Origin of the sequence: Acinetobacter sp. ANC 4173 (genome assembly GCF_004331255.1) — a bacterium.
Classification (GTDB): domain Bacteria; phylum Pseudomonadota; class Gammaproteobacteria; order Pseudomonadales; family Moraxellaceae; genus Acinetobacter.
Genome location: NZ_SJOF01000002.1, coordinates 37,302 through 49,924, shown reverse-complemented (window position 1 = coordinate 49,924; position 12,623 = coordinate 37,302). Strand labels below are relative to the sequence as shown.

At 40.2% G+C, this 12,623-nt stretch carries 13 protein-coding genes; 5 read left to right on the top strand and 8 right to left on the bottom strand.

Annotated features, from left to right (window positions below; translation table 11 throughout):
• Positions 1 to 7: 7 nt before the first annotated feature.
• Both aroC and E0H94_RS02645 read left to right on the top strand, forming a co-directional pair.
• Positions 8 to 1,102 carry a chorismate synthase gene (gene aroC, locus E0H94_RS02650; RefSeq protein WP_131325010.1) on the top strand — a complete coding sequence of 365 codons (1,095 nt, stop codon included), beginning with the start codon at positions 8 to 10 and terminating at the stop codon, positions 1,100 to 1,102.
• 158 nt (positions 1,103 to 1,260) lie between these two features.
• On the top strand, positions 1,261 to 1,797 hold the full coding sequence (locus E0H94_RS02645) for a GNAT family N-acetyltransferase (protein ID WP_131325009.1): 537 nt from the start codon (positions 1,261 to 1,263) through the stop codon (positions 1,795 to 1,797).
• A gap of 41 nt (positions 1,798 to 1,838) precedes the next feature.
• On the opposite strand, the gene E0H94_RS02640 is transcribed toward E0H94_RS02645, so the two are convergent.
• The 8 genes from E0H94_RS02640 to E0H94_RS02605 all read right to left on the bottom strand — a co-directional run bounded on the left by E0H94_RS02640 (position 1,839) and on the right by E0H94_RS02605 (position 7,672).
• Positions 1,839 to 2,138, bottom strand: coding sequence for a cyd operon YbgE family protein (locus E0H94_RS02640; protein WP_131325008.1), 300 nt, complete (start codon positions 2,136 to 2,138; stop codon positions 1,839 to 1,841).
• Positions 2,139 to 2,141: 3 nt separating this feature from the next.
• Positions 2,142 to 2,243 (bottom strand): cytochrome bd-I oxidase subunit CydX, encoded by a 102-nt coding sequence (gene cydX, locus E0H94_RS02635; RefSeq protein WP_002120988.1) that lies wholly within the window; start codon positions 2,241 to 2,243, stop codon positions 2,142 to 2,144.
• Positions 2,244 to 2,266: 23 nt separating this feature from the next.
• A complete protein-coding gene (gene cydB, locus E0H94_RS02630) occupies positions 2,267 to 3,412 on the bottom strand; it encodes a cytochrome d ubiquinol oxidase subunit II (protein WP_131325007.1) in 1,146 nt (381 codons plus the stop codon).
• Positions 3,409 to 4,989 (bottom strand): cytochrome ubiquinol oxidase subunit I, encoded by a 1,581-nt coding sequence (locus tag E0H94_RS02625; protein ID WP_131325006.1) that lies wholly within the window; start codon positions 4,987 to 4,989, stop codon positions 3,409 to 3,411. Before E0H94_RS02625 ends, cydB begins: the two co-directional genes overlap by 4 nt.
• The gene (gene cydP / locus E0H94_RS02620; RefSeq protein WP_016167794.1) at positions 4,989 to 5,180 is read right to left on the bottom strand and encodes a cytochrome oxidase putative small subunit CydP; all 192 of its coding nucleotides are present in this window, start codon (positions 5,178 to 5,180) and stop codon (positions 4,989 to 4,991) included. Before cydP ends, E0H94_RS02625 begins: the two co-directional genes overlap by 1 nt.
• A 528-nt stretch (positions 5,181 to 5,708) precedes the next feature.
• Positions 5,709 to 6,326 (bottom strand): OB-fold-containig protein, encoded by a 618-nt coding sequence (locus E0H94_RS02615; protein WP_131325005.1) that lies wholly within the window; start codon positions 6,324 to 6,326, stop codon positions 5,709 to 5,711.
• Positions 6,327 to 6,341: 15 nt separating this feature from the next.
• Complete coding sequence (locus E0H94_RS02610) at positions 6,342 to 6,650, bottom strand: Rieske (2Fe-2S) protein (RefSeq protein ID WP_165492958.1); 309 nt, start codon at positions 6,648 to 6,650, stop codon at positions 6,342 to 6,344.
• A gap of 14 nt (positions 6,651 to 6,664) precedes the next feature.
• Entirely contained in the window at positions 6,665 to 7,672 is a 1,008-nt protein-coding gene (locus tag E0H94_RS02605; RefSeq protein WP_131325003.1) for an adenosine kinase, read from the bottom strand.
• A 148-nt stretch (positions 7,673 to 7,820) separates the two neighbouring features.
• Between E0H94_RS02605 and E0H94_RS02600 the strand changes: the two genes are divergently transcribed.
• From E0H94_RS02600 to E0H94_RS02590, 3 genes are all read left to right on the top strand, one after another.
• Entirely contained in the window at positions 7,821 to 8,270 is a 450-nt protein-coding gene (locus E0H94_RS02600) for a GNAT family N-acetyltransferase (RefSeq protein ID WP_131325002.1), read from the top strand.
• Between the two features lie 154 nt (positions 8,271 to 8,424).
• Positions 8,425 to 11,364, top strand: a complete 2,940-nt coding sequence (locus E0H94_RS02595) for an insulinase family protein (RefSeq protein WP_131325001.1) — start codon at positions 8,425 to 8,427, stop codon at positions 11,362 to 11,364.
• Between the two features lie 24 nt (positions 11,365 to 11,388).
• Positions 11,389 to 12,522 (top strand): phospholipase A, encoded by a 1,134-nt coding sequence (locus E0H94_RS02590; RefSeq protein WP_131325000.1) that lies wholly within the window; start codon positions 11,389 to 11,391, stop codon positions 12,520 to 12,522.
• Positions 12,523 to 12,623: the final 101 nt, after the last annotated feature.

Here is a 12,623-nt window from a genome sequence, read left to right as displayed (position 1 = left end):
TGTGAACATGGCAGGTAATAGTATTGGACAACTCTTCCGTGTAACGACCTGTGGTGAATCTCATGGCGTAGGCTTGATGGCTATTGTGGATGGCGTTCCACCAGGGCTTGAGCTTTCTGCAGAAGATTTACAAAAAGATTTAGATCGTCGTAAACCGGGAACCTCGAAATTTGCCACGCAACGTAAAGAACCTGATGAAGTTGAAATTATTTCAGGCGTTTTTGAAGGTAAAACCACAGGTACGCCGATTGGTTTGTTGATTCGCAATACTGACCAAAAATCCAAAGATTATGGCAATATCGCGCAGACTTTCCGTCCAGGACATGCTGACTACACTTACACGCAAAAGTACGGTTTCCGTGACTATCGTGGTGGTGGTCGCTCAAGTGCGCGTGAAACAGCGATGCGTGTTGCTGCGGGAGCTATTGCGAAGAAATATCTTGCAGAAAAATTCGGAATTTTAATCCGTGGTCATGTCACCCAAATTGGCACTGAAAAAGCAGAAAAGTTAGATTGGAATGAAGTTCCAAATAATCCATTTTTCTGTGGCGATGTCGATGCAGTGTCACGTTTTGAAGCCTTGGTGACTTCTTTACGCGAGCAAGGTACAAGCTGTGGTGCAAAATTAGAAATTTTGGCTGAAAATGTTCCTGTGGGTTGGGGTGAGCCAGTATTTGATCGTTTAGATGCGGATATTGCCCATGCGATGATGTCAATTAACGCCGTAAAAGGGGTTGAAATTGGCGATGGTTTTGCAGTCGCTGAACAGTTTGGGCACGAAACACGAGACGAATTGACCACAGATGGTTTCTTGGCAAATCATGCTGGTGGGATTCTGGGTGGCATTTCGAGTGGTCAAACCATTCGAGTTGCAATTGCATTAAAACCAACAGCAAGTATTACTACACCAGGTAAAACCATTAATATCGATCGTGAAAACACAGATGTCCTTACAAAAGGGCGTCATGATCCATGTGTTGGTGTGCGCGCTACACCAATTGCAGAAGCAATGTTTGCGATTGTGCTGATGGATCACTTCATGCGTCATCGTGCACAGAATGCTGATGTGGTTGCGCCATTTGCACCGATTGAACCCAAATAATTTGCACAAAAACCAGTTCGCTTGAACTGGTTTTTTATAGCTTAATTTAAAATAGCCTAAGCATTAATATCATTATAAATTCATAAAAAACACTCAATCACTAGGTTTGAGTTAATTTTTACAGCTAAATTTTAAATAAGTATTCAAGGGTAGACTTTATGCAGTCATTAAAATTTCGTAAAGCAGAATTAAAAGATGTGGAGCAATTGCTGTATTTAATTAATCGGGCATATCGTGACGATACTGCTCGAAGCTGGACCAATGAAGCCAAGTTTGTTTCAGGGGCTAGAATTGATGAACAACAATTGCAACAGGCTTTAGCTGATCAGAATTTCCATTTATATGTTGCCGAAATCGACAATGATCTATCTTCCTTATCAATAGTTGCTTGTATTGGTTTGACGTTTAATACGCAAGAAGTGGAAATTGGAACTTTTTGTGTAGATCCTGACTTTCAAAATGCGGGTGTGGGCAAAGTGGTTTTATCATTCGCTGAAGCGCAGGCACTGTTGATTCAACCCAACCTTGATGTATATGTGATGTTTGTATTGGATATACGCACCGAATTACTAGCCTATTATCAGCGTCGTGGCTATAGACTGACTGAACTTAAAATATCTTATCCTCTTGACGCGAATGTAGGTCAGCCGTTAAGGCATATTGAGTTACAGCAAATGCTCAAGAATATTCAATAAATAATAATATTAAAAAAGCCCTCATGAAGAGGGCTTTAAAATTAGGCGAGGAACCAAGTGTAATATCCCCATAACATTAGGGGCCAAGCAATGAGAGGGCTAAATAGCCACTTCCAGAGCCAAAAGCGTGGCATAAATCCTACGCCGTAAATGAAGCCGCCTGAAATACCAATCATGATAAACATCATGGCGCGATGGCTATATTCACCATTAGCATCGAGCATTGCACTTGGATGAATTAACAGGACTGCTGCAAGAGGCAATGCCAACAAAAAGGACACTGCCATTACAAACTTATTGGGTTTTTTCGGCTGTTCTGTTGTCATTGCTACTTCAGTCATGTTTTATTCCTCATCTAAATCTTGATGATGTTCGATATATAGGGCACTGAGTACACCAGCAAAGCATGCCATCAAAATACCGAGAATCCATGCAAAATACCACATAATTTATTCTCCTAAGCATTGCCTTAGTAAAGGCTATGTGAATTTTCTTGAATATGTTTCTTGGTAATAACACCCCACATTTTGTAGTAACACCACGTGGTGTAGCACAAAATGAGTGGTACAAAGATACATGCTGCAACTGTCATAACGGTTAACGTGGTTTTACTTGAAACCGCATCCCACATGGTCAAGCTTGCAACTGGTTGAATGCTTGATGGCATTAAGAATGGGAACAAAGCGAAACCTGCAGTTAAAATTGCACCCACGACCGCTAAACTTGAACCTAAGAAGCTAAAGCCCGCTTTGTTTTTGCTTGCTGCAAGCACCACAATCAAACCACCTAAGATCCCTGCAACAGGCGCAATCATGGTGATTGGATAAGTCGAGTAGTTGTTCATCCAGCCATGATTGGCATTGGTTAAGACTTCTTTCGCTAATGGATTAGCAGCACCGTTGGTGTCAAATGGAGTTACTAAGGTATAACCTTCGATTCCACCAAAGTATAACCAAGCACCAGCACCCAAGAAACAGATGAGGTAAACAATGCCCATGAGTTTTGTTGCTTGGGCTGAACGGCTACGTAAATCGCCATCGGTACGGAGCATAAGCCACGCACCACCATGTGCACACAGCATAGACAAGCTGACCAGACCACAGACTAAAGCAAACGGGTTGAGTAGGGCAAAAAAGCTCCCTGTATAGGTTGAGCGGACTGTGTCATCCAAGCTAAATGGCACACCTAAGAACATGTTGCCAAATGCCACACCAAAGACTAGCGCAGGTACAGCACCACCGATTGCTAAACCCCAGTCCCATGACGTACGCCATTTTGTATTTTGCAGTTTAGAGCGGTAGTCAAAGCCTACAGGTCGTAAAAATAGGGCAAATAGTACCAATAGCAGCGCCCAATACATGCCTGAGAAGGCTGTTGCATAAACCATTGGCCATGCTGCAAACAATGCCCCCCCAGCAGTAATAAACCAAACTTGGTTACCGTCCCAGTGCGGTGCAATGGTGTTGATGGCTGCACGGCGTTCTTCGTCTGTTTTACCTACAAATGGCATGATCGCCATAGAGCCCATGTCGAAGCCATCAGTGAGAGCGAAGCCAATAAGAAGGACACCGACCAGAACCCACCAGATAATTTTGAGTAATTCATATTCGATCATGCTTGAGACTCCTCATTGCGGGCTGCTTCAAGTTTTTCAAAATGGTATTTACCAGTATGAAGCGAACTTGGACCAAGGCGTGAGAATTTAATCATTAAATACATTTCAATAATCAAAAGTACAGTATAGAACGCAGCCAAAGCAGCGATAGAACCCCATACATCACCAGTGCTTAAACTCGATGCTGACAAGTGTGTAGGTAAAACTTCACCAATAGTCCACGGCTGACGACCGACTTCGGCAACATACCAGCCTGTTTGTGCAGCAACCCATGGCAGAGGTAGAGCGAAAAGCGCGAACTTCAGTAACCATGGTTTGTTTTCTGCATTGCGTTTTGCTACAGCAAAGGTTGCTAGCGCAAATAGCAACAGCATAAGGAAACCAGACACAACCATGGCACGGAATGCCCAGAATAAGCTTGGTACGTGTGGAATCGTGTCTTTTGCAGCAGATTTGATTTGATCTTCAGATGCATCAACTACATTTGGTGTGTATTTTTTCAAAAGTAGACCGTAGCCTAAATCTTTTTGAGAATGTTCGAAGGCAGCTTTAAGTTCAGGAGATGTGTCGCCTGCACGAAGCTTTTCTAGTTGGGAATATGCAACCATACCATTACGAATACGATCTTCATGTTGAACTAATAAGTCTTTAATGCCTGTGACTTCTTTAGTTGTCGAACGTGTTGCAATGAGACCCATAAGATACGGAACTTTAATTGCATAGTCCGTGGTCATGGTTTCTTTATTTGGAATACCAAACAGTGTAAATGGCGCAGGTGCAGGGTGTGTATCCCATTCAGCTTCAATAGCAGCGAGTTTGGTTTTCTGAACATCACCTAACTCATAACCAGATTCATCCCCGAGTAGAATTACTGAGAGTGTTGATGCCAAGCCGAAGATTGCTGCGATTGCAAAAGAACGACGAGCAAATGGAACATCGCGCTTTTTAAGCAGATAATAACTTGAAATTGCCAATACAAAGATTGAGCCAGTTACATAACCTGCTGAAACAGTATGTACAAACTTAACCTGCGCGACTGGGTTGAAAATTAATGCCCCAAAATCGACCAACTCCATACGCATGGTTTCGTAGTTAAACTTAGAACCCACAGGGTTTTGCATCCAGCCGTTGGCAACAAGAATCCACAGGGCTGACATATTGGAACCTAGAGCAACCAACCACGTCACACCTAAATGCTGGACTTTGGAAAGTCGATCCCAACCAAAGAAGAACAAGCCAATAAAGGTGGATTCTAAGAAGAAAGCCATTAGGCCTTCAATTGCCAATGGTGCGCCAAAAATGTCACCGACATAGTGTGAGTAGTAAGCCCAGTTTGTACCAAACTGGAATTCCATTGTTAAACCTGTTGTTACCCCGAGTGCGAAGTTAATCCCGAAGAGTTTTCCCCAGAATTTGGTCATGTCTTTATAAATTTCTTTACCAGAAATGACATAAGTCGTTTCCATAATGGCAAGAATAAAAGCCATACCAATAGTAAGTGGAACAAAAATAAAGTGATACATCGCGGTCATTGCAAATTGGAACCGCGAAAGATCGACCACGCTTTCAGAAATCATCAACGTGTCTCCTTGATTTGGGATGGACTGCCAGCAATACGCTCAGCAACTTGATTGTCAAAGTTTTTGGGAATAGTCGGTGCATCAAACCAGATATGTTTAATCGTGAGTAAGATAACAACCTTAATTATTAATATGATTGTTATTTCACGGACTAGGCGTTGATTAAAATCTTTTGGAACTAAGCTCATAGGAATAAGCCTGTTTTGAAACATACTTAATATTATTAAACAATTTCATACAAAAAATAAATAGGAAATACACTTAAAATAAAAATATATTATTATTTTGTTTAAAATCAATATTTTATGTTTGATTGTGTATTATTTTTATTCTGGTAATTAATGTTTTATTTCTGACTAAAACGGTTGTGATTTAATGTATTTAAATCCGACTAAAATGCTTGTATTTAAAAAATAATAAAACAAAGTATTTTGGTCTATTTAAAAATAGGTTGATTATTAAACTATACTAAAAGAGTTGGTTTGAAATTTAGTTTTCTTAATTAATGCTCATATTATTTATTATTGATTAATAAATATACACATAATTAAAAGGGGTGAGGAAGGCTTATTTGTAATTTTTTTTATCCTACAGGCCCAAGAAGTCCTTGAGCTGTTGTGATTTATTCGCTGAATTAAACTTCGTACAGAGTTAAGGGGCAATAAAAGCGAATAAGGATTAAAGCTAAATAGTGCGCTAAGTGTTCGACAGCTTACTTATTTGTGTAAGTCGTTAGAGAAAAGTTCATTTGATTTTGAGATTTTTTTGGCAATGTAGTGTGTATGTTTAATACGAATTAAAATAATTTGAGATTGAAATTCCAATTCGCCAAATTCTGGTTCAACTTGTACATAGTGCAGTTGACCATATTCATCTCTAACCCGAGCTTGAGCAGAGAAACCTGGTCGAGCATTACCACTTGAAATGGTTGCCAGCCTACCCAACAAATTAGATTGAAGTTGTATTTGCGTAGGTCTAATCACCTGATCTAAACAGTGAATCATAAACACGGTAAAGAAAATTGCGATAATTAATGCGGGAAGAATGACGTAATATGCGGGTAAAAAATTTTCTTGTTGTGCGAAATAACTAAATTGAAGGAAATAGCCAGAAAAGCTGAAATTCATCAACAGGAAGACCAAAATTAAGATTTTGGAAAATTTTACGTTGAGTAAGGGAGCTTCTGCGAGTTTTTGTGGAATAACACGCTTAAAAAATTGGCTTGGTTGAATATGTAAAAAGTAACCAACGGTTTCTACCAAGCTGAGAAATACAAGTGTTAATAAACTTAAATGAAACGGCATTAAATTTATATCGTGTATTAACTCAGGCATGGCAAATTCCATATATTATTCAGGTAGGTAGATTCCACCATCAGAATGCACAGTTATCTCGACCTTTTCAAGTGACTGACCTAGACAAGGACCAGATATGCATTCGCCCGTTTCTACAGTAAATAATGCACCGTGTGTAGAGCACTCTATATATTCTTGATCGCGGTCTAGGAACTGGTTTTCAAGAAATTCAAGTTCAACTTGTAGGTGTGGGCAAACATTCTGATAGGCAAAAAAAGCACCATCGCGCTGTGTAATAAAAATCGTATCACCATTCGGCGTTTCAAAAGCACGTGCTTCACGCTCTGGAATGTCTTCGGTCATACAAAGTTTATCCATTAGGCACATTCCTTCTTTTGAAAGTTTGTTAGCAACTGCGCATAGTCTTGATTAGCAAGACGTGGACCAAACTGTGAAACCACTTCACTTGAAATCAAGATAGCCAGTTCAGCTGCTGTTTGTAAATTTTCGCCTGTGTTCAATGCATAAAGGAATGAACCAGCGAATGCATCACCAGCACCATTGGCATCAACTGCAGTCACTACACGACCAGGCACACGAATTGTTTCTTGTTCAGATGAAATAATCGCGCCTTCTGCGCTTAATGTAATTACAACGTATTTACTATGTAGTTTCAATTTTGCTAATGCATCTTCAACTGTCGTAGTTTCGGTATACATCATTGCTTCTTGTTGATTACAGAAGAGTAAATCTACGCCATCATCTAGCAATTCATTTAAACCTTCACGAGCATACTGCACCATGGCGGGGTCAGATAATGTCAGGGCAATTTTTACTTGGTGTGCACGAGCAATTTCACGTGCTTGTTTGACGGCTGCACGTGCTGTGGTGCTTGTAGATAAATAACCTTCGATATAGAGCCACTGTGCAGTTTTTAATGGCTCAAAATCAATTTGTTCTGCAGAAAGTTCCGCGGTAATACCTAAGTAGGTTTGCATAGTACGTTCTGAGTCAGGGCTGACCAGAACCATACACGTACCTGTTACACCATCACTGACTGATTTAGCGGTGGTTTGAATGCCTGCTTCATTTAAGCCGTCTAAGTAAATTTTACCTAATTCATCATTACCTACGCGGCAACCATAAAATGCTGTACCACCAAGTGCGCTAAATGCCACCGTTGTATTGGCAGCAGAACCGCCAGAAGCCTGACCTTTATAAACTTCAGACTGTTGCAGTTGAATATATAAATTTGCTTGTTGATCGCCATCAGTGAGTTGCATGGTTCCTTTTTGCAGGTTGTGTTGCGTAAGAAATTCATCAGAAACTTTAAATTCTTGGTCAATCAGCGCATTACCAATTGCAAAAAGATCAACAGAGGTCATGTCGTTCAATCACATCTAAAATAAAACGCTAAGTTTACACCAATGCTCAGGATTGCAGAAGTTTTGTGAATAAAATTCAAGATTATGCGTAATTGATTGTGTTTTATTGTTTAATAAGCAAAAACCAGTGTTAGGTAATAGATAAAACATGGACCTCATCATTCAAGAAGCGACAGAATTACCCACTCAGATTGATACTTTACTCAAACTTGCAAACAAAGAAGGATTCAATATTGTTCAGCGTTTAATTGAAGAATTTGCCAATGGAAAAAATAGATTTCAGGATGAAGGTGAATTTTTTTTAGTTGCTTATGATGGTGAAAAGCTGATTGGGTGTGGTGGATTAAATCAACAACGTGAAGAAGATGGGCAAAAAAGCCGAATTGGCCGAGTAAGACGTTTTTATGTACACCCCAAATATAGACGACATGGTGTTGGAAAAGACCTGTTGGCATACTTGGAAAATAAAGCTAAACCTAATTTTTCGGCGCTCTGTTTACATACTGATACACGATTAGCCGCAGATTTTTATCAAAAACAGAACTACGTTTGGGTCGAAAATAATCCAAGCTATAACTACTTTAAATATTTAATCTAGTTTTTCAGTAATTTACTTTATTTAACACAATGCACAGTGTGTTACTGTGTATTGTTCCAGACCTGAATAAAATACTCGGGTATACACGTGAATTATGGCTCAAACTAAAGCTATAATCATTTCAGTTTTATTTAAAAGATTATTAGGAGCGCACATGACTGTAGATGTGACTGAAACTATTTCTCAAACTGTACATCCCGCGTTTCAGTTGATTCGTCAACATCATGTTGAAGCCTTAGATATTTTAGTGACTGAGTACCAGCATAAAGTGACTGGCGCTGTACATTACCACCTTGCGACTAATCACGATGAAAATGTGTTCTTGGTGGCTTTTCGCACCCAGCCCATGGATTCAAAAGGTGAAGCGCATATTTTAGAGCATACAGCATTGTGTGGTTCTGAAAAATTCCCAGTGCGTGACCCGTTTTTCTTAATGATTCGACGTTCATTAAATACTTTTATGAATGCATTTACTGCTGCGGATTGGACGGCGTATCCATTTGCAACCCAGAATAAAAAAGATTTCCAGAATTTACTTGAAGTGTATTTAGATGCAGCATTTGCAGCCAATTTAAATCCATTAGATTTTGCTCAAGAAGGTATTCGTATTGAGCTTGAAAATGGTGAACCTGTTTATAAAGGTGTGGTTTTCAATGAAATGAAAGGGGCGATGAGTTCGCCTTCAGATCAGTTATATCACCAACTTGCGCATCATTTATTCCCTGAAACGACTTACCATTACAACTCAGGTGGTGACCCTAAAGATATTCCTGATTTAACTTACCCTGAGTTAGTTAGTTTCTATAAGTCACACTATCACCCAAGTAATGCTGTTTTCATGACCTTTGGTAATGAGTCTGCTTACAATCTACAAGAGCAGTTTGAAACTTTAGCCTTGGCGAAGTTTTCAAAAGGTGAAACGCTATTTTCTAAAGAAGAGCGCCGTCTAACCGCACCGCTAGAAGTGACTGAAACCTATGCGGTAGATGCAGAAGATTTAAAAGACAAGACTTATCACATCATTTCGTGGTTATTGCCTAAAGCCAGTGAGATCAAACTACGCTTAGGTATGCGCCTTGTTGAGGGTGTACTGTTAGAAGATTCAGCTTCTCCATTACGTCACTACTTAGAGACCTGTGGTTATGCACAGTCTACTGGCCCGATTATGGGTGTAGATGATTCTAACTATGAAATGACTTTCTACTGTGGCGTACAAGGTTCAAACCCAGAACATGCAGCAGAATTTAAAGCAGGCGTGTTTAAAATTTTGGAAGATGTTGCTTCAAAACCTGTCGATCAAAACATGGTGGATGCGATTTTACATCAAATTGAATTGCACCAACGTGAAATCAATGGCGACGGCATGCCTTATGGTCTAAGCCTGATTTTAAATGGTTTGGGCAGTGTGATTCACCACAGCGACCCAGTGACGGTTTGGGATGTCGATTCAGCCATTGCCGCAGTAAAAGAAGAACTGAAAGATCCGATGTGGCTATCAAACCTGATCAAAACACATTTGATTGATAACCCGCATCGCGTGCAAATGACATTGGTACCTGATGCCAACAAATCTGCGGTGGAAGCGGCGGCAGAAAAAGCAAGTTTAGCAGAAATTGGTGCACAACTGACCGAAGCTGAAAAAGCAGAAATTCAAGCACAAACTGAAGCGTTGAAAGTTCGTCAAGATACCCCAGATGATCTTAATCTTCTGCCAAAAGTAGGCTTGGAAGATGTGCCTGCGGAACTACAAATTGTACAAGGGCAATTGCGCGAGATTATCTCAAATCGTATTGATTATCCGCTGAACCTTTATCATGCAGGTACCAATGGTATTTACTATAATCAGGTGCTGATTGAAATTCCGCAAGATGTAGTGCAATCGCCATACTTTAACTTGCTGTCCATTTTGATGGGTGAAGTTGGTGCAGGTCAGTATAATTATCTTGAGCTACAACAACTGCAAACTGCGGTGAGTGGTGGTTTGGGTATGGGGGCATCTTTACGCTCTAAAGTCGATGACAAACAGAAGATTAGTGCATGGTTAACCTTGACCACTAAATCATTGGTCAGTAATTTTGACAGTATTGCTTTGTTAAAGTTGGCTTTTGAGCAACTCCGTTTTGACGAAAAAGATCGAATCATCGAGTTATTACAGCAACGTAAAACGCGTTGGGCATCACGTCTTTCGGGTTCAGGGCATAGTTATGCTATGCAAATTGCGGGACGTAACCACAGTGCTTTAGCACAACGTGATTATCATAATACAGGCTTAGGTGCATTAAACTGGTTAGGCGATCTGGTCAGTCGAATTGAAAAAGATGCAGCAGCTTATGATGATTTGATCAATGAATTAAAAGCGATTCATTTGAAACTTTTACAAGCACCAAAACAGTTCTTACTGGTCTGTGAAGAACATCAGTCAGACCGCTTGGTTGAAGAAGTGCAAAACGTTTGGGACAAGTTAGATGTTCCTCAGCATACGATTGCACTTAAAGCCATTGAACCGGTCAATAACCATGCAAATGAAGCATGGTTGATTCAGGCCAATGTACAATTCTGTGCATCGGCATACCCAGCTGTAGATGTTGCTCATGCAGATGCGGCACCACTCATGGTATTGGCAGCATATTTACGCAATGGTTTCTTACACAGTGCAATCCGTGAGAAAGGCGGGGCTTACGGTGGTGGCGCAAGTTATGATGGCAACGCTTGTTCTTTCCGTTTCTATAGCTACCGTGATCCACGCTTAGCAGAAACATTTAATGATTTTGAAGCCAGTGTGGCGTGGTTGTTGAATACTGAGCAACAACCGCATCAGTTGGAAGAAGCAATTTTAGGTCTCATTGCTTCAATGGATAAACCAGGCTCACCAGCGGGCGAAGCCATTACTGCTTGTTATTCGCTATTACATGCACGTACGCCTGCATTCCGTAAACAATTACGTGAACGTTTATTGGCTGTGACATTAGATGACTTGAAGCGTGTAGCGAAACAATATTTGCTTAATCAAGAAGCCAATAAAGCTGTTGTGGCTCCGATGGCGAAAAAAGATGAATTGTTAGCATTAGGTTTCGAAATTCATCAAGTGAATTAATACAATAAAAAAAGAGGTGTGTTTATGGCGTTCAAATCATTTGAACGTGGTGTGCTGTCGCTGAGCATTATTATGCTCAGCTCGGCATATGCCTATGCACAAGATTCAGCAGAGCAAATTTCACCTGCTAGTCCAGAAGCTTGTGTAGGTTTGGAGTCAAATGCAGATCGATTGGCTTGTTATGATGCCTTATTTAAGCTACCTGCAACCGAAGTAAAACCAAAGGTTGTGGAACCTGTTTTAGTCAAGCAAGCTGCAGCGAAGCAGGAACCACAAAGCTCGGAAAAACAAGGCAGCAGTTTTAGCAATTTATTTGCACTGGAAGGGCCTAAAATTGACCCAAATCAATCTTTGCTAGATAAACGCTGGGAATTATCACCAGACAGTAAATTAGGGACTTGGAATATTCGTGCTTACAAGCCCGTATATTTGTTGCCTGTGTTTTGGTCAAGCAAGAAAAATGAACTTCCTGATAGCCCAAACCCGCATAATACTGTGGATGAAGACCAAAATTTAAAATCTACAGAAACAAAGTTTCAAATCTCACTCAAGACCAAAGCCGTAGAAAATTTATTTGGTGATAATGGTGATATTTGGGTAGGGTACACGCAGTCTTCACGCTGGCAAGTTTACAACGAAAGTGAGTCACGCCCATTTCGTGAAACCAATTATGAGCCTGAAGCAAGTTTAATGTTTCGTACCAATTATGAAATTTTGGGTTTAAATGCGCGGTTGTTTGGAATTACCTTAAACCACCAGTCTAATGGCCGTTCAGATCCGTTATCGAGGAGTTGGAACAGAGCAATTTTAAATTTAGGCTTTGAGCGCGATAACTTTGCCTTGATGATTCGTCCTTGGTATCGTTTTGATGAAAATGCTAAAGATGATAATAATCCAGATATTAAAGATTATGTGGGGCGGGGTGACATAACAGCATTCTACCGTAAAGCTGATCATGATTTCTCTTTAATGTTACGTCACTCTTTAAAAGGCGGAGATGATTCTCACGGTGCGGTACAATTTGATTGGTCTTTCCCTATTCACGGAAAACTACGTGGTCAATTCCAGTTGTTTGATGGTTATGGTGAAAGTTTAATTGATTATAATCATCGTGCAACCTATGTCGGGTTGGGGGTTTCGTTACTGAATTGGTACTGATATTTTTTGACTGAGTTTAAAAGCCTGAAATTGCAATTTCAGGCTTTTTTTATGGAATCATTTGCAGTCCTTTATGCGTCAGTATTCTGTGTTGTAAATTT